Annotated in this window: 17 protein-coding genes; 11 read left to right on the top strand and 6 right to left on the bottom strand. The window is 69.8% G+C overall.

All coding sequences use genetic code 11. The features are described from left to right. Position 1 precedes the first annotated feature (1 nt). Both ACH4K4_RS36325 and ACH4K4_RS36320 read right to left on the bottom strand, forming a co-directional pair. Complete coding sequence (locus ACH4K4_RS36325; protein ID WP_398173782.1) at positions 2-1,855, bottom strand: DUF4357 domain-containing protein; 1,854 nt, start codon at positions 1,853-1,855, stop codon at positions 2-4. Between the two features lie 76 nt (positions 1,856-1,931). Next, positions 1,932-2,885, bottom strand: coding sequence for a GIY-YIG nuclease family protein (locus tag ACH4K4_RS36320; protein ID WP_398173779.1), 954 nt, complete (start codon positions 2,883-2,885; stop codon positions 1,932-1,934). Positions 2,886-2,968: 83 nt separating this feature from the next. On the opposite strand from ACH4K4_RS36320, the gene ACH4K4_RS36315 reads away from it, so the two are divergent. The 11 genes from ACH4K4_RS36315 to ACH4K4_RS36265 all read left to right on the top strand — a co-directional run bounded on the left by ACH4K4_RS36315 (position 2,969) and on the right by ACH4K4_RS36265 (position 22,026). Continuing rightward, complete coding sequence (locus tag ACH4K4_RS36315) at positions 2,969-3,691, top strand: hypothetical protein (protein ID WP_398173776.1); 723 nt, start codon at positions 2,969-2,971, stop codon at positions 3,689-3,691. A gap of 336 nt (positions 3,692-4,027) precedes the next feature. Continuing rightward, positions 4,028-7,105 (top strand): AAA domain-containing protein, encoded by a 3,078-nt coding sequence (locus ACH4K4_RS36310; protein ID WP_398173773.1) that lies wholly within the window; start codon positions 4,028-4,030, stop codon positions 7,103-7,105. Between the two features lie 1,121 nt (positions 7,106-8,226). Beyond that, on the top strand, positions 8,227-8,505 hold the full coding sequence (locus ACH4K4_RS36305) for a hypothetical protein (protein ID WP_398173770.1): 279 nt from the start codon (positions 8,227-8,229) through the stop codon (positions 8,503-8,505). 287 nt (positions 8,506-8,792) lie between these two features. Beyond that, on the top strand, positions 8,793-11,126 hold the full coding sequence (locus tag ACH4K4_RS36300; protein WP_398173767.1) for an McrB family protein: 2,334 nt from the start codon (positions 8,793-8,795) through the stop codon (positions 11,124-11,126). A gap of 146 nt (positions 11,127-11,272) precedes the next feature. Further along, a complete protein-coding gene (locus ACH4K4_RS36295; RefSeq protein WP_398173764.1) occupies positions 11,273-12,622 on the top strand; it encodes an McrC family protein in 1,350 nt (449 codons plus the stop codon). A gap of 112 nt (positions 12,623-12,734) precedes the next feature. Then, entirely contained in the window at positions 12,735-14,366 is a 1,632-nt protein-coding gene (locus ACH4K4_RS36290) for a TIGR02677 family protein (protein WP_398173761.1), read from the top strand. Beyond that, positions 14,359-15,579, top strand: a complete 1,221-nt coding sequence (locus ACH4K4_RS36285; protein ID WP_398173758.1) for a TIGR02678 family protein — start codon at positions 14,359-14,361, stop codon at positions 15,577-15,579. The genes ACH4K4_RS36290 and ACH4K4_RS36285 overlap by 8 nt, the downstream gene beginning before the upstream one ends. 68 nt (positions 15,580-15,647) lie before the next feature. Beyond that, a complete protein-coding gene (locus ACH4K4_RS36280; protein ID WP_398173755.1) occupies positions 15,648-19,796 on the top strand; it encodes a TIGR02680 family protein in 4,149 nt (1,382 codons plus the stop codon). Beyond that, positions 19,787-21,118 (top strand): TIGR02679 family protein, encoded by a 1,332-nt coding sequence (locus tag ACH4K4_RS36275; protein WP_398173752.1) that lies wholly within the window; start codon positions 19,787-19,789, stop codon positions 21,116-21,118. Before ACH4K4_RS36280 ends, ACH4K4_RS36275 begins: the two co-directional genes overlap by 10 nt. Before the next feature lie 167 nt (positions 21,119-21,285). Then, entirely contained in the window at positions 21,286-21,426 is a 141-nt protein-coding gene (locus tag ACH4K4_RS36270) for a hypothetical protein (protein ID WP_398173749.1), read from the top strand. Positions 21,427-21,441: 15 nt separating this feature from the next. After that, positions 21,442-22,026: a HEAT repeat domain-containing protein gene (locus ACH4K4_RS36265; protein WP_398173746.1), complete on the top strand. Its 585-nt coding sequence runs from the start codon at positions 21,442-21,444 to the stop codon at positions 22,024-22,026. On the opposite strand, the gene ACH4K4_RS36260 is transcribed toward ACH4K4_RS36265, so the two are convergent. Genes ACH4K4_RS36260 through ACH4K4_RS36245 form a run of 4 tightly spaced genes read right to left on the bottom strand, consistent with a single transcriptional unit; the run spans position 21,938 to position 25,322 of the window. After that, positions 21,938-22,783, bottom strand: coding sequence for a TauD/TfdA dioxygenase family protein (locus tag ACH4K4_RS36260; protein WP_398173743.1), 846 nt, complete (start codon positions 22,781-22,783; stop codon positions 21,938-21,940). The genes ACH4K4_RS36265 and ACH4K4_RS36260 overlap by 89 nt on opposite strands. Beyond that, complete coding sequence (locus tag ACH4K4_RS36255; protein ID WP_398173740.1) at positions 22,770-23,204, bottom strand: lasso peptide biosynthesis B2 protein; 435 nt, start codon at positions 23,202-23,204, stop codon at positions 22,770-22,772. Before ACH4K4_RS36255 ends, ACH4K4_RS36260 begins: the two co-directional genes overlap by 14 nt. Beyond that, the gene (locus ACH4K4_RS36250) at positions 23,201-23,455 is read right to left on the bottom strand and encodes a lasso peptide biosynthesis PqqD family chaperone (RefSeq protein ID WP_398173737.1); all 255 of its coding nucleotides are present in this window, start codon (positions 23,453-23,455) and stop codon (positions 23,201-23,203) included. The genes ACH4K4_RS36255 and ACH4K4_RS36250 overlap by 4 nt, the downstream gene beginning before the upstream one ends. Beyond that, positions 23,436-25,322, bottom strand: a complete 1,887-nt coding sequence (locus ACH4K4_RS36245) for an asparagine synthase-related protein (protein ID WP_398173734.1) — start codon at positions 25,320-25,322, stop codon at positions 23,436-23,438. Before ACH4K4_RS36245 ends, ACH4K4_RS36250 begins: the two co-directional genes overlap by 20 nt. Positions 25,323-25,378 lie beyond the last annotated feature (56 nt).

The raw sequence follows: 25,378 nt of genomic DNA, 5'->3' as shown, positions 1-25,378 counted from the left end.
TTCATACGGACCCGGAATCCGGCTCTGTGACCTCATGGACCTCACGTGCCGGAAGCGAGGCGCGCAGAGCTTTGAGCCCGTAGCGCCGCTCCACGTCCACGTTCTCTCCGTAATGGTACTCCTCCAGCAGCGGCAGGATCTTCGTACGCCAGGTGCGCTCAAGCCCGCCGTCCCGGTAGACGCCCTTCTTCATCAGGTACGAAGGACCGACACGGAAGTCCGGGTCATTGATGCGCGCATTGAGCGCGGCGAGCAGATCTGCGGGCTCGGCGTCCCTCTCCTCGCGCTCCAGCCAGCGGTGCAGCAGTCCGCTGGTCGGCTCGGTGCGCGGCGAGAGCTCGACGAAGGCGAAGCGCCGGCGCATCGCCGCGTCCACGAGGGCGATGGACCGGTCCGCGGTGTTCATCGTCCCGATGACGAAGAGGTTGGGCGGCAGCGCGAAGTCGTCGCCGGAGTAGGTGAGGCGCACCGACTTGTTGCGGTACTCCAGGAGGAAGTACAGCTCGCCGAAGACCTTCGCCAGATTGGCGCGGTTGATCTCGTCGATGACGAGGAAGTGGGGGATGTGACGGTTGCCTTCGCGGGAGGCGAGGTCCGCCAGCTCGCGCAGCGGCCCGGCGGTCAGCCGGAAGGCCACGTCCCGGGTCTCCGGATCCTCCTGGGGCCGAAACCCCTCGAAGAAGTCCTCATACGCGTACGAGGGATGGAACTGCACGAGCTTGACCTGCTCAGGCCCGCCCCCGAGGAACTCGGCCAGCTTGAGCGCGAGATACGTCTTGCCGGTGCCCGGTGGTCCGTACAGCACCAACTGCCGCTCGTCCCACAGAAGATCACGCACTTCACGCAGCCAGTCGACCTTGTGGACGAGAAGCTCGTCGGCGAGCTGCTCCGTCGGTTCTGGCAGTTCCAGCTCGCGGCGCGCGGCCAGGGCGCGAAGCTCGGCGCTGGACTCGGTGTCGGCCGACTCGGCCTCGTCGGAGAGTTCCTCATCGCTCAGACCGAGCCCGTCGATCAGCGGCTGAACCGTGGACAGGTCGACGAGCTCATGCTGGATGGACAGCTTCTGCTGGAGCTCTTCCGGTAGCTCGTCGTACGCGTATCCCGTGCTGCCCCACTCCACGGGCCTGCGGAGGTTGGACCGCTCGCCCTCCGACTGCACCTGTATGGCCGCACCGACCACCTCGCCCACGTACAGCCGACCTTCGGAGAGCGTGCACACGGTGTCGCCGGGCTTGATCCGGGAGAGGAAGGCGTGGAACTCGTCCACGAGCTGTACTCGCTGATTATACGTGGCCGTGGCCTCGTAGTCCTCGCCGACGAGGGTGCGAAGCCGGTCCTTGCTGATGCCCTGCTCGACGCCTTGGCGTAGATCCCGGGCAGCGAGCGAGACCACTCCGTCGGGCAGCCACAGACGCTGGACGAGGTCGAGCCCGAAGACGTTGGACCCGCGCACGAGCCAGGTGTGCCTGGGCCCCCACCAGACCTGCTCCAGAAAGTCGGCCAGTGGCCGGCCGTCCTCGGTCTTCCACGCCAGCCAGCCGTTGGAGCTGCGGCCGGTCAGGATCTCGGCGGCGGCCGACGAGGAGTTGCAGGTGACGTCCTCGGTGGTTTCCAGCCAGCCGGGCCAGGTCGACGACTTGTCAATCACGCCGTCCTGGATCAGCTGCTCGCGGAGTCGATGCGAGGACGGCATCCGAATCGGGAAGGACGGCACCACCTCGGGGCGGGCAGGAGAGCCGGCGTACACGACGAACTTCTGGCTGCCATTCGTGCCCTTCTCCCGGAGGAGCCGCCCGCGCGCCTCGGGCCCGCCGTGCGGCAGACGGAGGCGGAATTCGGGGTACTCGCCGTCCATGGGGCTCCTTGCTCGGTCGGGTCGGGCTGACGCGTTCACTGGCAGTACGAGGATATTTGCCGCCGCCAATTCGGTGTCATCGCTGACGCAGGCGCCGACGCCGATTCCTGGGCTGGAGCTGGGGCAGCCACCGCTCCGGACCGGGCAGGGGGAAGACAGGCTCCTCGCGCTTCTCGGGCCGCGGCGCCCAGGTCCGGGGGCCAGGCAGATCGCAGGCGGCTTGGGCGGTGGCGATCATGGCCGGTGAGGGGTCGCGCACGAGGGTGTTCAAGACCAGAGGGAAGCCTTCCGGTGTCCATCGTGGACTCCAGGTACGACTGGCGACCTGACAGTAGTCCCGTGCCTCGAACACGACTCCTCGGCACGCGTCAGGCTGTTCCCCGTCGCGCAGCCAGAGGAGGCGGTCACCGGGGGCCAGACGCTCCTTGCCGTTGAGTGCTCCATTGGCGACCTCGCGAACCCTGTCCAGGTAGGGCACCGGGTCGTCCTCGCCCCCGGCGTCGCCATCGCTGAACCCGGCCACCTCGTAGGGGCTGTCCGTCGCGTAGATCTCCAGCTGATCGCCGTCGGAATGCGCCTGCCAGAGGTCGAGCGGCTGCCACCCTCCTCCGCCGAGCGGCGAAGGCTGACTCAGCAGGACGAAGACGTCGTCGGCCTCCAGGGCGAGGACGACCCGGTCCCGCCCACCGACGGGGTGCCGCGCGTCGGTGGCCCAGGCGTGAATGCCGTCGGCCTCCAAGACGCACTCGCGGACCGCTTCGACTGCCTCGTCGACCGCTACGGAGAAGAACTCCCGCTGCTTCGAGATGCGTCGTCCCGCTAGGCGATCATGAACCAGGCGCTCGACGGCGGGCCAGCGCATGGTGCGTGCCCGGAAGGCGACCTCGAAGGGGAGCGGAACCCCTGTGTGCCCGCGGTAGAGCTCGTCGGCGCGCTGCTCCGGCAGGTTCTTGGTGAAGCCGACCTTCACCAGACCAGGCATCGCTGGGTTGCTCAAGACGTAGACGAACCCGGTGTCGTGTGTGACCACGTGCGTATTCTGTGACTCTTGCGACCTGCCGTGTTCACGTTGCGTACATTTTCGGCCGCGCCTTTTGAGGCGGTGCCGTCGATATGAGGGGGCTGAAGGGTTTCATGGAAGGCGGGCTTCCGGGGGCTGGGCACCGGATCGAGGATCTCCTTGCGGCGGTGCCGATCTCGGTAGGCGAGTTGCGGAGGGCCGTGGGCCGCTTCGAGACGGATACGGCGGGCATGGTCGAGGCGTCGATACGTACGGCCGAGCGGGCACTTGCCGAACTCGACGCGTGCGCGGCCTTGATCGATGAGGCGGGGGAGCAGGGGCAGCGATCTGCCGACCTGATAGGGGAGTTGGCGGCGAAGGAGGCGGTGGGTCAGGTTGCGGCCGAGCTGGACATGCTCGACGCTGTTGCCGGGCGGGTGTGGGAGTCGGCGCCTTTGCTGCGATTGCTGAACCGTGTCCTCGGGCGGGATGCGGGCGGTGCTGCCGACGGCGAGAGCGACGGGGTGGCTCCGGGTGTCCGTACGCTCGTCGAGGCCGAGTTGCCCGCGCTTCCGTCCGCGTACGACGACGGTGACGCGTTCGATGACCTCATGGCTCTCGCGGCCCGAGGGGTGGAGCTCACACCGAGGCTTGAACTCGCCCACGCGGAGCGAATTTCCCGGGTGGCCGCGCATTTGGTGGCTGTCGTGAAGGACGCCGCGAAATCCGGTTTCGCGCAGGAGGAGTTCGCCCGGGAGTCGCTGAGCGAGGCGCGACGGGCCTGGGCGCTTTGGGGGCAGTGCTTGGGGGAGCGGCGGCGGGATCTGGGGCGGTAGGGGCGCCGGTATGCGGCCCTGGGGTCAGTGATGGGGGTTCGAGAGCGCCCTGCACCGGCCGAGCTGGATGTGCCGCGCGACTGGGAGGGCAGCTTCGAGCCCCAGAGCGTCCGAGGAGCACGGCATCCCGAAGACCTGAGCCGCCATCTCCGGGGTTTACTCGGTCCCGCCCTCGCCGAGGGTTCCCGAGGTCGCCACCGGCAATGGCTGAATCACGAATGATTCCGGCCAGCGACAGGTCAGTGACCGGCCATCGTCGTCGAGTGCACCGTTCGACATCGGCAGGCTCGCGTAAGGTCTTCCAACCTGTGGGGCGATGTTGGGGGAGCGGTGTACATGACCGGGGCGGGGCGGCCTTATCCCGTCGAGGAGCTTTTGACGGCGGTGCGCGCCGAGGTCCTCGCCGAACTCCGGAATGACGCCGAGGGCGCCATGAAGGTCGCTCTTTCTAAGGGGCGGCTTCTCTCGCAATCTGGGGGGACACGCGAGTATCTCTTCGAGTGCCGCACCTGGCACGACAGCCTGGACGGTGTTTCCGTCCTCGCCCGGCCGTCACGCTCCCGGAAGGCGTGGGACCCGGCCGAGGCGTCTCGTGCTCCGGACGGGACCGTCAGGCTCGTGACGAAGGCCGATCTCGGGGCGGCGCCCGCGAACATCCAGATCCGCAAGGACGACTCCGCGAACTGGGCCGCGCTGGCCGAGCGCCTGGAGGCGGTCGGCGGTCGGGACAGCCCCGTCGACGCGGACCACGCGGGCTGGCTGGTCGGCCGGGGTACTCCGCGCACCTGCCGTGCCGAGAACCCGGGGCAGTGGGTAGCGAACTGGGCGGGGCTCCAGCTGAACCCACGACAGCGCGACGCCGTCGCACAGGCCCTCGCCAGTGAGGTGCTGTTCCTGTGGGGACCGCCCGGCACCGGGAAGACGGACGTCGTCGGTCACATCGTCGAGGGCAGCTTCCGCCAAGGTCTGAAGGTCCTCTTTCTGGCCCCCACGAACATCGCGGTGGACCAGGCCCTTGAGCGGATGTGCTCTCTGCTGGAGCACGAGCAGGGCTTCGCCGAAGGGATCGTCCAGCGAGCAGGGGCCATCGTTCTGCCGTCGCTGCGCAGCCGCTACGGAGACCAGGTCGACCCGGCCCGAATTGCCGCCCTGCTCGTGGAGAGCATTGACCGACAGATCAGCACAGCGACCGACCAGCTCAAGGGCGCGAGGGCGGCGCTGGCCCTGCACGACCGGATCCGGGACCTGGAGTCGGACCTGGCCACCCGCACCGAGGAGATGGCGGAGGCAGACCAGGACCACGCCGCGGCGACGAGGATGGTCGCGACCGCGGACACCCTGGCCGCGCAGCTGCGGCGGAAGATGGAGAAGGTGGGGCCCCCGACCGGATTCCTCGCGGAGCGCAGAACGGCAAAACTGAGCGACCTCTGGACCGCCCTGGCGCACGAGGAGGACGAGGTGAAGCGGGCCAGGGCGGACGTGACGCGCGCGGCCCTGCGCCGCACGGCGGGCGAGAAGCAGGCGGTCGAGGCCCGCCGAGCCCTCCCCGCGGCCTATGCCGCCGTCGAAGGGATCCCGCCCAGACAGATTGTCGCCGAGTCCGCTGCCTCGCTTCAGGAGCAACTTAACGAACTCGGGCGGAAACGTAAGCAGGTCCAGGACGAGGTTCGCTCCCACTGCCGGGTGCTCGGAGCGACCGTGGCCAAGGCCGTCCAGTCGAGGAAACTGCTGGACGAAGTCGACGTCGTGGTGCTCGATGAGGCCGGGATGGTCAACCTGCCGTCGGCCTGGTTCGCTGCCGGTCTCGCCCGCAAGCGGGTGGTCGTGGCGGGAGACTTCCGACAGTTGCCCGCCGTGACCAAGGGCGACGGTGACCGGGAGGCGAGCGAGGAGGAGCGCACCCACTCCCGCGAGTGGACCGCGCGGGACGCCTTCCACGCCGCCGGACTGGTCGATCCTTCCGGTCGGGTGCGCCAGGACCCTCGCCTGGTGGCGCTCGACACCCAGTACCGAATGCGGGAGCCGATCTGCACGGTCGTCAACGAAGTAGCGTATCCGGACGCGCCGCTCAGGACCGGGCGCGGGAACACCAGCCGCCTGCCCTTCGCCCCGCTCATCGACTCCCCGGTGATCCTGATCGACACGTCCGGCCGCCGAATCCCCGGTGGCGGCCGTAAGCCCCACATGACGAACGCCGTCCACGCCGCGGTCATCCACGAACTGGTCCGAGGGCTCCAGTACGAGGGAATCCTGCCCGGACGCAAGTGGCAGGAGGTCCCCGAGGGGGAACGGGCGACCGACCGGCTCGCCGTCATCTCCCCGTACCGGGAGCAGGTCAAGGCCCTCAATAGCAGCCTGGCCCACCGGTTCGGGGAGGACTACGACGGCTTGGTCGACACCGTCCACCGGTTCCAGGGCAGCCAACGCCCCGTAGTGCTCCTCGACACGGTGGCGGGCGCCGGCAAGGATCCCGGCTTCTTCTACAGCGGAACGGGACTGTCCTCGCAGACCTGCCGCCTTCTGAACGTCGCTCTCAGCCGGGCCCAGGAACACCTGGTCGTCGTGGCAGACGTCGCCTTCCTGCGCAAGCACCTGGCCCCGCACAGCGAGGCACTGGCGATGATCGACCATCTGGAAGCCCACGCGCAGACCATCTCCGCCGACCAGCTGATCCCGATCCGCGACGCGGACCAGCTGGCCTCCCTGTCGGAGGAGGAACTGGCGCGACCGGCGTTCTTCGAGCACAGCGAGGTCTTGGGGGCGGTGGCATGGGATGTGGAGCGAGCACAGCGCAGCATCGAGCTGTACTCGGCGTTCACGGACGCACCTCCCGTCCGCCGGTGGGCCCGGATGCTCGGCCCGAAGGCGGCTGAGGGACTCCAGATCACGGTTTTCACCCGCCCGTCGGAAGAGCAGCAGGAACCCTCCCGCATGGCGCGGCACCGGGAGCTGGTCGGGCAGCTGGAGGCCGTCGGCTGCCGGGTCGAGTTCCGCGATCGTATGCACGAGAAGGTTCTCATTCTGGACGGTTCGGTCCTGTGGCACGGCTCGAAGAACCTGCTCGCGAACATCGGGCCGACGGACCTGATGATGCGTTACACCGACCCCGCCTCCTGCGACCGTGTACGGCGGCTGATGGAGCGCACCCGCATGGAACGCCCGGCACGAGGGCTGTGGCATCCCGCCAGAGAGACCGCTCCAGCGTCCGAGAGACCTGCCCGGCGAGCCGAGGCGCAGGACGGCAAGGTGTACCCGGGCCTTGTGCGGGACGGCCGACTGTACCTCGACGTCCCGTACGAGCAGAGGAACGAGGCCAAGCGCCTGCTCAGGGCCCAGTGGGACAGGGAGGCCCGGCACTGGTGGGTCGACGCGGACCGGATCACCCGGGAACAGGCGGCGCGCTGGTTGCCGTAGGGGAAGCTCACCGCGAGTCTGCGAGGGACATCCTCCGCCAGACGCTTCCGGCCGCACTTTCAGGCTGGCCGGGCGGCCCCAGGGGGACGAATTGGTAGCTGGATCGACTGCGTCGGCGCGCCAGTGCGAGAGGCTGCACTTCCCACGGAGGGCTTGCCGGTGCGAACGCGTATGGCGGCGACCGCCAATCTGGTGAATGGGTCCTGTTCGGTCTGACAATGGGGGGTACAGGGGGAGAGGTTGCCGTACCCGTCTCAAAGAGCAACTTTCAGGTGCCCGCCTAACTATGTGCAGTGCTCGAGCGGCTGTTTGGTGCAACGGTGAGCCCTTCGTGCCCGTCGACATTCAAGGTGAGGTCTGTAGTCAGCCGGTCCCGAGGTGCTGGCCAGGCGGAATTGCATGACGCTCGTTTGACGCTCAGAGAAGGCGTGGGCCGGTGGCGTCGCCCGAAAGTATTGCCTGACCTGGGGTTTTATGATGATCCGATTTTGTGACCTGTTCCCGGTTACGCATCATGTGGAGTGCGTGATGATCCTGGAGAGGGCGGGTAAGGGAGCCTGAGCTGCGGTTTTGTGCGTGCGCGTGAGGTGCGGTGTGGGCGTTACGGGCGAAATCTTGACGCTGAAATGACGCTTGTGACGCTCATTTGACGTTCGTCCTGATGGGCCGTCACCTGGATGGAATCGCAGATCGTGCGGGCGGCGGGCGCGTTCCCAGCAGGCTGTGTTTTTTGGGGCAGTGTGGAATGGGGTGACTGATGAGGGCACTTGCAGCCGCGATGTCGATCTGGGGGACTTCGCACGGGTCGCGGCAACAGTCGGGGATACTGGTGCGTTGATGATCTCCCTGAAAGTCTCAGGTCTCCCTGTGACGTAGTCCAGTGAGAAGGGGATCACTCGGCTGAGTGTGACGTGTCGATGAAGGAGTCTCGTCAGGTGGCGACCGCTACGGAGTTTCCGCAGGAGGCAGCGAGCGGCACAGGGCGGACGGCGGCGCTTCCGCCGATCCCAGAGCCCGGCCAGGTGGTGAAGGCGCGAGGCTCCATGTGGGCGGTGTCTGATGTGCGCCGGCAGGGGCTTCCACGGAGTACCGCTGATGAGGGAGTTCCCGGCCTGGCGCATGTGGTCAGCTTGCAGTCGCTGGACGAGGACCGGCTCGGCCAGGAGCTGACGGTGGTCTGGAAGCTTGAGGTGGTACACACGGTGGCCCCGGACCAGGGGCTGCCGGAGAAGGTGCGGACGGAGGCGTTCGACGACCCCAACGCGCTGGCCGCGTTCGTAGACGCCGTGCGCTGGGGCGCGGTGACGTCGGTCGATGCGAATTCGTACCAGGCCCCGTTCCGCAGCGGGGCGAATGTCGAGGCATACCAATCGATGCCGCACAGGTCCGACTTGGGGTAGTCGCTTACTTGCGTTGTTTCTCCTCGATGCGGGCGATCAGTGCCAGGGGGGCATCGGGCGGCAGCGCTGCTGCGACGATCGGGACAGGTGCGCTGCCGTGCCCGCCGCGGAGACCTGAGGGACGACACCGGCGCGCGCGGCGGTGGGGTCCGGAAGCGCACCGCTCCTCCGGGGCGGCAATGACACCGGACCTGCGTTGTCAGTGGCGGCGGTTATGTTGGGGGCCCTGGAGTTGATCTGATCGGCGAGCCGCGTGGGTGGTCGGAGCCCGCGAGGAGGGGGATGCCATGAGTGCCGTCACGGAGTTGAGCGCGCGGGCGGTGCACGCCGCGATGAAGGCGTTGGCGCGGCTGCCGGCGGGGCACGGGCTGGCGTTCACCGAGGTGTGGGAGCGGGTGCAGGAGTTCGACCCTACGCTGAAGGCGGAGTGGGACGAGGCGTTCCCGGATCTCGCCATCAACGCCCGGACTAGGTTGCAGTACGACAGCATCAACCTCGTGAAGGCGGGCTGGCTGCGCAAGACGGGACGGAAGTGGCGGCTGACCGGTCCGGGACGCCAGGCGTTCACCGCGTACGAGGGAGACAAGGACGGGCTCTTCGCCCGGGCCGTCGAGCGGTACGGGTACTGGAGCGCGGAGCGGGCGGCCTTCAACCAGGCAGCGGTAGTGCTGGAAATGCTGCCCGACCTCAGCCAGTGGGTCTCGACCGGCGACCTCGCGGCGGCCGTCGGCCTGGAAGAGGAGCCTCTGCGGGCCTGGATCCAGGCCGGCCGTGAGCGTGGCTGGCATCTCGCCCTGGGGCAGGACGGGGAGGTACCTGAACAACTTGAGCTGACGGACGGCGAATACGACGAGTGGCGCGACATGCTGAAGGAGAGCCGTGTCTACGACGTCACGTCCTCCGGCGGTCAGGCAGTGCGGGCACGCCTCAACCGCAGGCTGCCGACCGAGCGCCTCATCGAGCTGGTGGCTCAGCAGGGTGCCGCACCAACCAAGACGGAACCACCCCGCCGCGCCTGGTTGATCCGGGGCATGGACCTTACCGGGTCCTCCCTGATCCGTTCTCTGTGGCGGGACAAGGGCGTCTGCACCCTCGCGGCGGACCGTCTGCCCACCCTCGGGCCGGAGACAAAGCCGGAGGAGGTCCGCGAGATCGTCGAAACGTACTACACCGAGCTGAGCCAGGCGCGCCGCAGCGAGACTGCCGCCTCCTTCCACGCCTTCCTCTCGCGGATGCGGGAGAACGACATCGTCATCACGACCGACGGCGACCGGATCTACCTCGGTGAGGTCAAGGAGGGGCCGCCGGTGCAGACGGTCACCGGCGACGGGGCCGTGCTGCAGCGGCCGGTGGAGTGGACCAACCTCGGCAATCCGCTCACGCTGGACGACCTGCCCCAGCAGCTCGCCGGCCCTCTGGGCAATCCGAACGCCGGCCTGCTGGAACTGTCCGAGTTCACCGCGGACCTCGAAGTACTTCTCGACGAGGACCCCGGCCAGACCCCGAGCGGCTCGGTCGCCGACGCCGAATTCCCGGACGCCACAGCGGAACTGGCCGACGAGCTGACCATGCGGGATCCGGAGTGGCTCCAGGACTGCGTCGAACTCCTCCGCGACCGGCCCCAGTTGATTCTTTACGGTCCGCCCGGTACCGGCAAGACCTACACGGCCCTCGCTCTGGCCCGCCATCTCACTGGCGGACGCTCGGCTAACGTCCGACTGGTGCAGTTCCATCCGGCCTACTCCTATGAGGACTTCTTCGAAGGGTTTCGGCCGCGCGCCGTTCCCCTCGCGGCGGAGGACGGCATGGGGGCGAGTGGTCCGCGTGCCGGACACGACCGTTCCCCAGGCGGGCTCGTGGACGGCCGGGGGCTGTCCGACGCCGGTTCGGGAATCGTGTTCGACCTGATCCCCGGACCGCTCAAGACGCTCGCGGAGGAAGCGGAGAAGAGCAAGGGCGAGACGTTCGTCCTGGTCATCGACGAGATCAACCGCGGACATCTCGCCAAGGTCTTCGGGGAGCTGTACTTCCTGCTCGAATACCGCAAGGAGTTCGTGCACCTGCTCTACGGCTCTGACAAGGGCCGCCGCTTTCGGCTGCCTCGCAACCTCGTCATCATCGGCACGATGAATACCACCGACCGCTCCATCGCTCTCATGGACGCGGCCATGCGCCGACGCTTCTCCTTCATGGAACTGCACCCGTCGCGGAAACCGGTGAACTCCTTCCTGGCCGACTGGCTGGACCGCAAGCAGCTCCCGCCCGATTCCACCACACTGCTCGACACCCTCAACGCCCGCATCGAGCAACTTCGGCTGGACGACCGGGACTTCAGGATCGGTCCTTCCTACTTCATGCGGACCGCCGTACACACCCACCCGAAGGGACTGGAGCGGGTCTGGCGGCATCAGATCCTCCCGCTTCTCGCGGAGCTCCACTGGGGCGACGACGTGGATGTGGAGGCCGAGTACGGCCTGGACGTGCTCCAGGAGGAAGCCGGTCTGGCCGCAGCGGGAGGGGAGGCGGAGGACTCAGGCGCATCCGCGTCGGCCGGCGCGGATGGCACACCGCAAGCTGCGCCCACGAACGGCGTCCTCGCGGCGCCGGGAGCCGCTGAGTGACCGCTGCCGAGGACGCCGACGACGGCGTACGGGCTGGCCACGCAGTCGCGAGGGCAACGGCCAGCCGACCGGGCGGGCTGCCGCCATCGGCCTCGGTCGGCTCCGGTTCTCCGGTGGTGCCCGCCCCGCGTCAGCCTCCGGGCGACGTGCGCCACGCGCTCGCGGCGCCACCGGCATCTCCCTTACGACCGACCAGCACGGCGGACGTACGACTGCCGACGCGCAGACGAGCCCTCCGGCCCGTCGATGTCAGGGAGGGGGCGGGCTGGCACGCCTGGCCGCTCACCGACGCCCAGGTCGACACACTCAGCAAGGACGACGCCCGCAGACTCGTCGACATCCGTCCCGCCCGCGGCCGACGCGACGGAATCCTCTGGGAAGTCCAGGCCAGGCGAACCGTCGGCGCCGTCAGGCTCGGCCAGGGCGACGGCACCGTCATGCTGCGCATCGCGCCCAAGATCACGATCGACAGACTGCTGTACCTGCTGGCCCATGCCCAGGAGCGACGACTGCGCTGGCAGCCCGACCCCGTCGACGCCTCCGTCAGGAACGAGCTGTTCCCTACGATCGCGGCCCTCTTCACTCGCGCCGCCGAACGGGCCCTGCGTCCCGGACTGCTCTCCGGATACCGAGACCGGGAGGACACCGCAATGATGCTGCGCGGTCGGCTCCGCGCCGCCGCCCAGCTCCGTCGCCGCCCCGGGCTTGCCCTGCCGCTGGAGATCACATACGACGAGCACACGCCCGACATCCCCGAAAACCAGCTCCTGCTCGGCGCCGCGCGTCGGCTCGCGCGCCTGCCGGACGTTCCGTCGACCCTGCGGACCAAGCTGCGCCGGTTCGACGCCCGGCTCGAAGGCGTCACCGCGCCTCCGCCCGGCGCCCCTGTCGCCTCCTGGACGCCGAACCGGCTCAACGCCCGCTACGTTCCCGCACTGCGGCTCGCGGAGATCGTCCTGCGCGGCGCCTCGTTCGAATACGAAGACGGGCGGCACGTCAGCGTGGACGGGCTGCTGTTCAACATGGAGAAGGTCTTCGAGGACTTCCTTGCGAGCGCTCTCGGCGCGGCCCTCGAACGGCACATTGGGGGGCGTAGCCAGCCCCATCCGCGCACCCATCACCTAGACGACCAGGGCGAGCACATCCTGCTGCCGGACCTAGTGCACCGGCTCCCCGGAGCCGACGGCGGTCTCCACCCCGCGATCGTCGTGGACGCGAAGTACCAGGAGGGAATCAAACGCGAGAACCTTTACCAGATGCTGGCATACTGCACCTGCTTCGGGCTGGTCGAGGGGCACCTCGTGTCCGCGGCCGGGGACACCGACGGCACCCACATACGTGTCCCCGTCCCCGGGGGCGCGATCACGCTCCACCGTCACGTCTTGGACCTGTCGCTGCCGTATCCGGCACTCGCCGCCAGGATCGACGAGCTGGCCCGGACGGTTGCCGCGGCCCGGACAGCGGTTCCGAGGCCCCGAGCGAGGGCGGTGACATGACCGGTGTATACGTATGCAAGGGGCGAATTCCGGACAGCTCCGCAGCGACGGCCCGCAGGATCCGGCCATTCGGTCGCGCCCGTGTCCGGGCCGCGAGGACCATGGACGCGCCATGACGCCCCCGACAGCCGGTTCCGAAGGATACGCCGACCACGACGGCAAGGTCGACTACGGTCCCTTCGCGCACCTCACCGTTCCCAATACCGCCCTCTACCGCAGCGTGATGCGCGTGTTCACGGAGGCCAAGGAACGTTTCGCGGTGCATCTGCGGCCGGAGGACGTGTACGCGGCGCTGGCCGCGCCCGAGCGGCCCTCGGACATCGAGGCCCTCACCAAGGCGCTGGACAGCCTGGCGGACTGGGGCAACCTGCGCGCCGACCCGGACACGGCTCGCGTCACCACCCCTGAGGACTTCTACCGCAAACGCTTCATCTACCAGCTCACCCAGGCCGGGGAGGCCGCCGAGGCCGCGCTCGGGACATACAACGCGGCGCTCGGCCGGCGGGGCGAACTGCAGGCCGTGGCCCTGCACGACATCGTCGGCCAACTGCGTGCCCTTGTCGTCATCGCCGCACAGGACGAACCCGATCCGGCGAAAACCCACCTCACCCTGGTGGCGCTCACGGAACGCTTCATCGCCCTCGCGGACAACGCGCGCGCTTTCATGGGCTCCCTGCAACGGACCATCGACCTCCACGGCGTCGAGGTGGACGCCTTTCTCGCTTACAAGGACCGTCTGATCCAGTACCTGGAGCGGTTCATCCAGGACTTGATTACGCTGGGCGGACGGATTGCTGCCCTCATCGGGACGCTCACGGACCAGGGAGACGTACAGCCGCTCTTGCGCCTTGCGGCGGCTCGGGAGGCCGTCGACGCCGCGCCCGACGAGGCGGAACAGGCTGAGGACGAGGCATACCGGCGCTGGCAGGTGCGCTGGCGTGGGCTCGCCGACTGGTTCGTGTCGGAGGAGGGTCGGGAGTCACAGGCCGGCCTGTTGCGCAGACGGGCGCTGGGATCGATTCCGCAGCTCCTGTCCGTCGTGCGCCAGCTGAACGACCGGCGGGCCGGCCGGTCGGATCGGTCGGCGGACTTCCGGGTGCTGGCCCGCTGGTTCGCCGAAGCCCCCGACGACGCGGCGCGGCACCGCCTATGGCGGGTGGCTTTCGGACTGCATCCCGCGCGGCACCTGACCGTGGACGGCGACACTCTGGAGGCCCGCACGGCCGATCCCGTGCCCGCCGCCACTTCGTGGCAGGAGGCCGAACCGGTCCGTATCAGCCCACAGTTGCGTCGCACCGGCAGCTATGAACGCCGTGGTAAGCCCCGCCGGGTAGCTGACCGTACCGAGGCACGCCGACAGCTGGCCGAGTTGGCCGCGCGGCAGGTCCGGCAGACGGCGCGGGCCCGCGCGGCGCTCGCGACCGGCGGCGAGACGAGACTGTCCCGGCTCGGTGAGCTGGATCCAGTTGCCTTCGCGCTGTTCCTGCGGTTACTCGGCGATGCCCTCTCGACGTGGCGGCCCGGTATGACCCGGACGGTGGCCACCAGTGGTGACGGTTCGATGGAGATCCGGCTGACCGCCCTGGATGACGGCACGCGCGCCGAGATCCGAACCCCGGCCGGCACGTTCCGGGGTCCCGACCACCTTGTGGAGATCGTCGACCTGGCCGAGATTCGCCAGGACGGGCCCGCGCCCCGTACCCCGCCGGAGCACCCGAAGGACCAGGAGGACACCGATGGCTGACCCGCTCGGCGAGGTGCTGGAGGGCCAGCGGGCCGCCGACATCCAGAAGGCGGCACGTGCCCTGCTGAAGGAACCGCTGCTGACCGTGGGCGGCCCGTACGCAGACGAGTTCCGCCTGCTCCGCCGATACGAGGCGGAACTGCGCGAGTGGTTCGATCGCAACGTCGGCTGGTCTCTACGAGTGGACGCGGAGGCCGCCCGCCTGAGCAAGAACCCGGGCACCCTCACCGACGCCACCCACCCGGCTCGCGAGCCGAGCCGTGCGGCCCTGCCTTTCACCCGCCGCCGCTATGTACTGCTCTGCCTGACCCTGGCGTCACTCGAACGCGGTGAGGCGCAGGTCGCCCTGGGACGGCTTGCCGAGCAGGTGGTGCTGGGCGCCGCCGACCCCTACCTGACCGACGCAGGCATCACGTTTACACTGGAGCGCCGGGACGAGCGCCAAGACCTCGCCGCCGTGGTGCGGCTGTTACTGAGGCTCGGAGTGCTGTGCCGGGTGGCTGGCGACGAGGAAGCCTACGTCAACGGGGCGGGCGACGTGCTCTACGACGTGCAGCGCCGGGTTCTCGCCGGACTGCTGGCAACCCGCCGCGGCCCGTCGATGGTGACCGCCACGGGCCTTGACGACCGGCTGACGGAACTGACCGCCGAGGCTGCCCTGGACAGCGACGAACTTCGGTTCCGGGCGATCCGCTGGAAGCTCACCCGCCGCCTGCTCGACGACCCGGTGCTCTACTACGACGAGCTGACCGACGACGAGCTGGCCTATCTCACCCGGCAACGCGGGTTTATCACCGCGCGCATCACCGAACTGACCGGACTCGTCTCCGAGGTGCGGGCCGAGGGCATCGCTATGGTCGATCCGCTGGACGACCTCACCGACGTTCGGATGCCGGAGCAAGGCACGCACGGCCACATCACCCTTCTGCTCGCCGGACACCTGGCCGCGCGCGACGGCTGCGTCGGACGGGAGGAACTGGAGCGGACGGTCCGCGAACTGGCCGTCGAATACGGCGGTTTCTGGTCGAAGGCGGCCAAGGAGCCGGGAGCAGAGCCCGAGCTGGTCGAGTGGGCCGTGGAACGGCTCGTTGCCCTCGGGCTGGTGACGCGGACGGCCGAGGGGGTCGTGGCTCGCCCGGCCCTGGCGCGGTACGCGGTCGGCACACCGCAGGTGAACGAGCCTCGCGGCCGTGATCGAGGGAGACACCAGTGACCGACCAGCTGCCCCTTTCCCCTCTCGCCCCCGTTCACCTTCATCCTCGTACGACGAAAGGCCCGCCGGTGACCGCACTGCCCGCCCCCGCCCCCGGCCGGTGGCGCCCTCTTCGTATCGGACTTGTCGATCTCTTCCACTACGACGTCGATGAGTTCTGGTTCCACGACGGCAGACTGCTGCTGCGCGGCAACAATGGCACCGGCAAGTCGAAGGTGCTCGCCCTGACCCTCCCGTTCCTTCTCGACGGCGACCTCTCGGCCCGCCGTGTGGAACCCGACGGCGATCCCGGCAAACGCATGGAGTGGAACCTGCTGCTCGGTGGGGAACACCCGCATCCCGAACGGCTCGGTTACACCTGGATCGAGTTCGGACGCCGGGACGACACCACCGGAGAAGAACACTTCTGCACCCTGTTGTGCGGTCTGAAGGCGGTGAGCGGGCGGGGCATCGCCCGTCACTGGTTCGCGGTCACCGACCAGCGCGTCGGCCCGGGGCTGGGCCTCCTGGACGCCACGGGCACCGCCCTGTCCCGGGACCGGCTCGCCGAGGCCATCGGCACGCACGGCATGGTCTACGACACGGCCAAGGCGTACCGCAGGGCGGTCGACGAGACACTCTTCGGCCTCGGCGAGCGGCGCTACGGTGCCCTGGTGGACCTGCTGATCCAACTCCGCCAGCCGCAGCTGTCCAAGCGGCCCAACGAGGCGGCGCTCTCCCGCGCGCTCACGGAGGCACTCCCGCCCATGGATCAGGCGGTGATCGCCGACGTGGCCGAGGCGTTCCGCTCTCTGGACGAGGAGAAGGAGGAACTGCGGGCGGCGAGCGAGGCAGAGAAGGCGGCTACCGCCTTCCTCGACCACTACCGGCGCTACGCGCGCGTCGCCGCCCGCAGGCGGGCGCGGCTGCCACGCAGCGAGCACGCCCGGTACGAGCAGTTGCAACGAGACCTGACGCACGCGCACGCCGACCGTGAGCGCGCCCTGGAGGACCGGGCGGCCGCCGAGGAGAGGTCCGCGGAGCTGGAGGGGCGCATCACCCGCCTCGCCGCGCAGGAAGCGGCGCTCCGGGCCGGACCGGAGATGCGCGACGCGAGGGCACTCGAACAGGCGGCGGCCGATACCGCCCGGACCGCCGTCGAGCGGGCCCGAGCCGATGACGACCTCAGACAGGCGGAAGCCGCCCACCGCCGGGTCGTGGACCGACTGGCCGCCGCCGAGAACAGGCTCGCCACCGCTGAGCACGCCTTGACCGGGCTGCGGGCCCGGATCGAGGAGACCGCCACCGCAGCGAGCATCACCGACGCGCTCGTGCCGGACGGCATCCCCGAGGCCGAGCTGCGTCGTACGACCGGGGAGTCGGCCGACCGTCGGCGCCGTACGGTCGAACACGTGGAGCGGCTCGTAGACCGCGCGGACCGGGCGGAGGCCGAGCGCCGAGCGGCGCTCCGGCGGACCGACGAGACACAGGAGGAAGCCGTGCACAGCGGTGTGCGGCAGGCCGAGGCCGAGGAGCACGCCGCAGGCCAGGGCCAGGCCCTGATCGACAGGGTTCGCGCCCATCTGACCGCCTGCCGGGAACTGCCGGCTCCGGATCTCCCAGGGCTGCTGGACGGCCTCCAGGACTGGGTGGTCACCCTGGACGGGCCCAATCCGGCCCGTACCGCTGTGTCCGGGGCGCACCGCGCCCGGGCGGCCGAACTCGCCGACCGTACTGCGGGACTGAGCCGGCACCGTGCGGAACTGGAGAGTCGCCAGGCGCTGTTGGAGCGGGAGCTCACTACCCTGGAGAGCGGCGGACAGACGATTCCCCAGGCGCCCCACACCCGGACGCCCGGTGTGCGGGAACGGCTGGAGGGAGCGCCGCTGTGGCGGCTCGTCGAATTCCAGGACGCCGTCGCAGACCACGAACGCGCCGGACTGGAAGCCGCGTTGGAGGCATCCGGGCTGTTGGACGCGTGGGTACTGCCGGACGGTACGGCGGTGGCCGAGGACAGCCACGACGTCCTCCTGGAACCGAACGCACCGGTCTTCGGAGCGAGTCTCGTGGACGTGCTGCGTCCGGCGGTGGACCACGGCGACGCGCCGGCGGCCGCTGTCGGCGAGCCAGTGGTGCGGCGGCTGCTGTCCGCGATCGGTCTGGTTCCAGGCGGCGGCGAACCACCCGAGGGCCGCGGCGTGGGGACCTGGGTGTCCGGCGACGGCCGTTTCCGGTCCGGCGTGCTGACCGGCAGCTGGACCAAGCCCGCCGCCGAATACGTCGGAGAAGGAGCGCGAGAAGCCGCTCGCCGGGCGCGCATCGGGGAACTGCGCGGGGAACTCACCTCCCTGAGGACACAGACGGAGACGGCGGGTGACGAACTGCGGGGCGTCGAACTGCTCCGTCGCACCCTGGACGACGAACTGACGTCCTTCCCCGACGACGACGCCCTGCGCACCGCCCATGCGCTTGTCGCGGCAGCCGCGGACGCCGCGCACCGGGCGCGTGCGCGGCACGAGGAACGGACACGGGAACTCGCCGATGCGGTCCACGTCGCGGACGCGGCGGCGGAGGAGCTCGCCGCCACCGCCGCCGACGTCGGGCTCCCCGCAGACCGGGAGGGCCTGGCAGTCGTACAACGAGCCCTTACCGAACTCGCCACCCTGCTGGCCGCGTTCTGGCCGGCCTTACGTGAGCGCACCGAGGCTGGGCGGTCCGTCGACGCCGAGAGGACTGAAGCCGATCAGGCAGCGGCACGTGCGGCCGAATTCTCGACGCGCGCAGGGGATGCCGCGCGTGCCGCAGACGCGGCCGACGAGCACCACAAGACCCTCTTGTCCACTGTGGGCGCCGCCGTCGCCGAACTCGAGCGCCGTCTCGCCGAGACCGCCGAGGCGACACGGATCTGCACGGACGACCTGAAGGCGTCCCAGGCAGCCCGCGCCGAGGCCGACCGGCGGGCCAGCCACGCAGAGGGCCGTACTGAACAGCTCGGCAAGGATCTGACCGAGGCGACCGCGGCCCGCGAGCGGGCCATCGCCGCGCTGCGCCGCTTCGCCTCGACCGGGCTGCTGGACGTGGCCTTGCCGGGTGTCGCCGTTCCCGACGCGGATACCGGAGCCTGGGCGGCCACCCCCGCGATCGCCCTGGCCCGCGTTGTCGAGACGGAACTCTCCGGCGTCGACGACTCGGACGGTGCCTGGGAGCGCGTACAGAAGCGGCTGAGCGAGGAGTTCGGCAGGCTCCAGGACGCCTTGTCCCGCAACGGCCACAGTGCTTCCGCGTATCCGAGCGAGGACGGGATGCGCGTCGACATCGTCTACCAGGGACGTCAGCGGGCCGTCCCCGAGATCACCGAGGCGCTCGCCGCGGAGGTCGAGGAGCTGACCCGCATTCTGTCCGCGCACGAGCGTGAGGTCCTCGAAACCCATCTGATCACCGAGGTCGCCGGCACGCTCCAAGAGCTGATCGGCGCCGCCGAACGGCAGGTCCGCGCCATGAACGCGGAGTTGGAGGAACGGCCCACCTCGACCGGTATGAGGCTACGGCTGGTGTGGCGGGGTTCCCGCAAGGCACCGCAGGGGCTCGCGCAGGCCCGTGAGCGGCTCCGGCAGTCCGCGGACGCCTGGTCTCCCGAGGACCGCGCGGCGGTGGGGGAGTTCCTTCAGGCGCAGATCGCCCGCCAGCAGGCCGACGGCAGTTCCGGCAGCTGGCTGGAGGACCTGACGGCCGCGCTTGACTACCGCGCCTGGCACGAGTTCGGCATCGAGCGACAGCAGCACGGCAAGTGGGTCTCCGCCACCGGGCCGGCCTCGGGCGGGGAACGCGTACTCTCCGTGTCCGTGCCTCTGTTCGCGGCGGCGTCCTCGCACTACGCGAGCGCGCGGGCGCCGTACGCTCCCAGACTGGTCACGCTCGACGAGGCGTTCGCCGGAGTGGACGACGACTCCCGGGCCAAGTGTCTCGGACTCCTGTACGCCTTCGATCTTGACGTCGTCATGACCAGTGAACGTGAGTGGGCCTGCTATCCGCAGGTTCCGGGCATCGCCATCGCGCAGCTCTCGCGAGTCGACGGGATCCCGGCGGTCCTGGTCACCCGCTGGGAGTGGGACGGGACCGAGCGTACGCGTGGCCCGGAGCCGGACGCCACCGGGCCGGAGGCGACGGCGGTTGCGGACGGCCACGCGTGGTCGGCCGTCGATGTACACGTACAGGCCCAGGAGTCGCTGTGGACATAGCCGAATTCGCCGAGCGGTCCTCGGCAGGTGTCGACGAGGACCGTCTGCGACGCCTCCTGGGCCGCCCGGAGCTGTCCTGGCTCGTCCAACGTGCCCGTTACCGTATGGCCCGCGAGAAGCCGCTCACCGGCACGGTCACGCTCACTGCTCCCACAGACGTCCAGAGGCGCGCGGCTGAACGCCTGCTGGGACGCGGCCCGCGCGAGGGCGGCTCACTGACCGTCCGGCTGGAGGACGTGGACGCGGTGTTGCGCCGTTCCGGGGCGAGCCCGGACGGTCTCGCCGCCGCTGTCACAGCCCTGACCGGCCGGGTGGACCTGATCGCCGAGCAGAAGGCCAGGGAGGCCCGAGCCTGGGAGCAGGCGTACTCGCCGCTGCGGCTGCTGGGACCCGACCTCGCCGAGTGGACGGCACGGGTTACCGGCAACGGCCAGATACGACGACTCGCCCGTACTCCGGAAACCGCGCATGCGCTCCTGGAGAACGCCGTCAAGGCGCTCAGCGCTCTGCCCGCTGAGCCCGCTGTTTCCGTCGCGGCTTTCGCGGCACAGATCCTCGGAGACGCCCATGCCCTGGACGACGGCAGGCCACTGACGACCGTTGTACGGTCCGGAATACACGCGCTGACCGGGATTGAGGAGGAAAAGGGGGCTCGTCGACAGCGAGAGGCGTGGGCTTCGGTGGGGCTCCTGAAAGACGACGTGTCATCGACGGTTCTCACACTCAACCTTCGTGGCACACCAGCCCTGGACTGGATGGCCGATAGGGGGGAGCCCACAGTGCTGACCCTGCGGCAGCTGGTTCGGCAGCCGATGCCCCTGGTAGCTGACGGAAAGCGGGCTGGTCCACAGCGGATTCGCGTGTGCGAGAATCCAGCGGTCCTCGCGGCAGCGGCGGACGCGTACGGGCCGGAAGGCCCGCCCATGGTTTGCCTCCAGGGTCAGCCGTCCACCGCGGCGCTCACCCTGCTGCGCCGTGTGTGCGACCAGGGAGCGACTCTCCTGTATCACGGAGACTTCGACTGGGGCGGCCTGCGCATCGCCTCGACATTGCTTCGGAGCGTTCCGTGGGACCCCTGGCGCTTCACGGCTGACCATTACCGTGCCGCGGTCGCTTCAGGTGTCAGTTCGCTGGGTTTGACCGGAATGCCGACCGACGCGCCCTGGGACCCGCCTCTAGCCCAGTCGCTTGCCGAACTGGATGTTCGCATCGAAGAAGAAGCGGTCCTTGACGATCTCTTGGGCGATCTCGCGCCAGTTGGCCGAGGCGGCGTGCACATTTTGGGGAGTCGACAGGTTTTTGGGGCGACAGGCTGGCACTGACTGTCCTCGGTGCGGTCTCTTGCCGCGCGGTGTCGACCAGATCTTGACCTGTCCTGTTGACATCTCCCCGCTTTAGCCCACTTCGGCACAGGACAAGGTGCCGCTTTGGCACCTGCTCTGTTGACGACTGATGAGTTTTCGTTGAGTGGGCGGGGCAGGAGACGGACGTGGCCGTGCTCGCCGAGGTGCTGACCGGCCTCGGTGAGCATGTTGAGCCGTGCGTCGACGAGGTGCTGCTGCGATACGCCGGCCATTCGGACGCCCGGGTGCGGGGCGCGGTGGCCTTCGGCCTCAGTATGTGGCAGTAGGCCTTTTCTCCCGCGGTGCGGGAGGCGTTGCTGGGGCTGATGAGCGACCCGGACGCAGAGGTGCGGCAGCGTGCCTGCCAGACGGTCGCCGACGGTCATGACCGTGACCCGGCGTTTGCTGACGCCATGGCCGGGCTGTTGGACGATGAGATCCGCGCGGTTCGGGTCGCCGCCGTGTACGGGCTGGCCCGTCACGACGATGAGCGGTGTGTGGAAGGGGATCGCCACCTTCCTCCGGCGCCGCCCGGAACGCCCTACGAGTACGACCTCGACGAGGTGTGGCGGTACGAGATGCGCCGCGACGGTCGCGCTGGGGCTCACGGTCGGATCACGGTCTCCGTATCGCTGATCGCCACCGCTCTGGGCGTGTTCGCGCTCGGAAGCCGGAAGCCGGAAGCCGGAAGCCGGAAGCCGGAAGCCGGAAGCCGGAAGCCGGAAGCCGGAAGCCATAAGGCCGTACGGCGGGCGGTCGTACGGCCTCCTCCTGGCGTTCAGGGCGGACTGGGAACGGTCATCCGGGAGGGGCGGACCCGTCGGCGATGGTGCATCGGTACGTCACCTTGCGGGTGCCGTTCGCGGCGGGCAGCGCCTTGTGCATGACCAGGGCGTTGTCCCAGACGAGGACGTCTCCCTCGGTCCACGTGTGGCGGTACACGTGGCTTTCGCGGGTGGCCGCCTCGTAGAGGGTGGCGAGGAGCCGTTCGCTGTCGGCGTCGGTCAGCCCTTCCACCCGGGCGAGCCAGTGTTCGTTGAGGTAGAGCGCCTGCTTGCCCGTGACGGGGTGCCGGCGTACGAGCGGGTGGTGCACGTTTTGCAGTTCGGCGAGCTTCGCCGCTTGTTCCTCGTCCGTCATGACCACGGTGCGCATCATGCGCGCGCGTTCCATGTCGCGTCGGGCGATCTCTTTGGCCGGGTAGTACCCGCGGTGGCCTGCCGCTTGCGCGCGTACCTCGTCCGGGAGGGACGCGAGGGCCGCGCGCATGTCGGCGAAGAGCGTGTCGCCGCCCGACGCCGGTGCCTCGACGCACAGCAAGGCCGTCACGGCGGTCGGTCGCTCGGCGAAGGCGCCGTCGGCGTGCCAGTAGCGCCCGCCCGCGCTCGCGCCGAGGCCGTCGACGTTCGATTGCAACCGCAGCACGGCGTGGCCCGCGACCTGGTGCGCTTCCGGGAACACGTGCTCCGGCTCGCCGAACTGCCGGGCGAATTCCACGAATTCGCCGGGCGTGGGCGCGAGCCCTGGCAGCAGGAGGACACCGTGGCGGTGGAGCAGGTCCGTCAGGTTGGGTGCTGTGTGGCGATCCGGTCGGCCGTTCACCCGTGATCCGAAGCCAGTGGGGGTCAGTTCACTGGTGTGCACTGCGCTCCTTCGGCGGGATGCGGATCAGGGCGTGGTGGTAGCCCGCGGGCTGGGGCTCGTCCACGGGCTCGCCGTCGACCTCCACCCACGCGTGCGCGAGGAACGGCATCACCCGTACGCCCGAGCACCAGGTCGGCCACGACCCGCGCGCCCGGCACAGCAGGGCGGTGGCGATGGCCCGCGGCAGACAGCCCTCACCCGCGCAGAACGTGCTCACGGTGACCACATCGGCGCGTGCCCGCGCGGCCTCCTCGTACGTCGAGGGGCGCGCGTTCCCGCGCAGCCGGACCAGGACGCCGCGGATCCGGGCCGGCGGCCGGTTCGCGAGCGTCCTGGCCACCAGCACCGCGCACCAGGGCAGCAGCAGGCGGTACCAGGACGTACGCCGCCGCCCCGGCCTGATCGTCACGGGAGCGCTCATGACACCAGCCCACCGGCCCTGAGCTGCTCCAGCAGCGCCTTCGCGTCCGCGTCCGCCCGCTCCCGGTCCACCCGGTAACGCTCGACGACGGCCTGGGCCGCGTCCGCCAGGGACCGGCCCTGGAGCAGGACGTCGAGGATCAGCGCTCCCGACCTGTTGAGCTGCCAGTATTTCCCCGACCGCTCGTCCAGGAGCACCGACCCCAGGTCCGAGGTGGCGATGGACACCTCGTCACGCAGTTCGACCGGCATGGCCCTCTCCCCATTCCTGCCATAGTTCGTTCTTGGTCCGTTCCTGGGCCCGCAGCCAGTTCTCGACCGCCATGGACGTGTCGAGGGCGGCCATCGGCAACCCGGGCGGGTACGCCGACAGCGCGGCCCGCCGGAGCTGTTCGACGTCGACCAGCCCCATGCGCCCGACGACCGGATCGTCGAAGAGCGTCGCCAGCTGGTCCCGGTGCCGGTGCAGCCCGCGCTGCAGGTCGTCGGAGAACTCCCCCTTGGTGCCGCGGCGCAGCGAATCGGCCGGCATCCGGTCCTTCATCGCCTCGGCCATCAGCGGCTTGTACGTCCAGGGGCTGGTGCGTTCCTCGCTGCGCACGGACAGGCACGCCTCGACGACCCGGTCGTCCAGGTACGGCGCGTGCAGCGGGGTGCCCACCGAGCCCGTCACCATCTGGCCCTGCCGCACCGCGGCACCGACCTGGCGCACCAGGTCGATCGTCAGGTGCGGGGCCCGGTCCTGGCTGAAGGGCCGTACGGAAGCGGCGGCCTCGCGCACCCGGGCGGCCGCCGCCCGGTTCGCCTCGGCCGACGCCCACGGCGGCATGCGCAGGGGGTACTCCCACCCGAAGGGCGGGGTGTGCGGTGAGGGGAACGCCTCGGACAGCAGGGTGCTCTGCTGCCGCAGCCACTGCGGGTACGAACTCCGGTCGGCGAGTTCCCGCACGCCCGCGGCCAGGGACCAGCGCTTCATGGCGCGCAGCGCGGCGAAGTGCCGGCGGGCCAGTACGGGCCTGCGCCGCGTCAGGTCGTGCAGGTAGTTGGGCTTGGCGACGAGGACCTCGTCACCGCCGTGCCCCGTCAGGTGTGCCTCGGCGCCGGTCTCGGCCAGCCACTTCGCGGTGAAGCGCAGCCGCTCGATGGAGCGGATCCAGCGGACGGGCTCGTCCACGCCGGTGATCGGCTCGCCGACGGCCGCGAACATGCGGGGCACGTCCTTGGTGGTGAACACGTGGTGCCGGACGTCGCCGTCCGCCAGCGCGCTCGCCGCCCGGGACGCCCAGACGTGATCGTCGTGCGCGGGGTCGTCCACCGCGATGCGCAGCGTGGTCAGCCGCCCGCCGGAGCCGGCCGCCGCGTCCGCGGCGAGAAAGCACAGGGGGGTCGAGTCCAGCCCGCCCGAGAGGTCCGCCCCCAGGGAAGCGGTACGGCCGGCCCGGGCGGCGACGGACTGTTCGAGGGCCGTGTGCAGCCGCGCCGCGCCCGCTTCGAGGCCGAGTTCCGGCTGCGGCGGGGCCCACCACGGGACGACGGCCGCGCGGCCGTCGGTGTCCAGCCTCAGGTACGAGTCGGTCGCGAGCATGTCGACGCCGCGCCACACCGGGCGGGCGAGCGCCGAGGACGACATGATGAGCAGCCGCACCGCCAGGCTCGCCTCGTCCGGGTCGGCCCCGGTGACGGCGGCGAGCACGTCGGCGCGGTCCGAAGCGAGGGTGACGCCGCGGTGCACGGCGTAGTACGCGCCGCGGACTCCGGACACGGTGCCCTGGAACCGTACGGCCCCGTCGACCGACGCCAGGAGATGCTGGCTGCCGTGCAAACGGGCGGCGATCTGGTCGATATCCGCCAGGGAATTCACTTTCTCCGCCCAGCGGCCGAGTTCGCTTTCGCCGATGGTGGACCAGCCGATGACGACGAGCCGTGTGGTGCCGGCCGAAGCGGATATCAGTCCGTCACCTTCGCCGAGCTTTCCGGGCTTCTTCGGGGCGACCAGCCACGGACGTCCTGACGGGTGCGTGAGCACCTGGAACCCGGAGTCGACGCCGCTTGTGGGGCACTGTGCTGCGGCTTCGTCGCAATCGGGCAGCACCAGAAACCCGGACAGTTCTTTCTGCACCCTCGCCGGCCTCTCTCGCGAAACTCCTGGTAGCAAGATTTCGGCAGTGCGGTGTG

Origin of the sequence: Streptomyces sp. NPDC017529 (genome assembly GCF_044329785.1) — a bacterium.
Classification (GTDB): Bacteria; Actinomycetota; Actinomycetes; order Streptomycetales; family Streptomycetaceae; genus Streptomyces.
The sequence above is the reverse complement of the archived record's forward strand: the minus strand, read 5'-3'. Positions and strand labels throughout refer to the sequence as shown.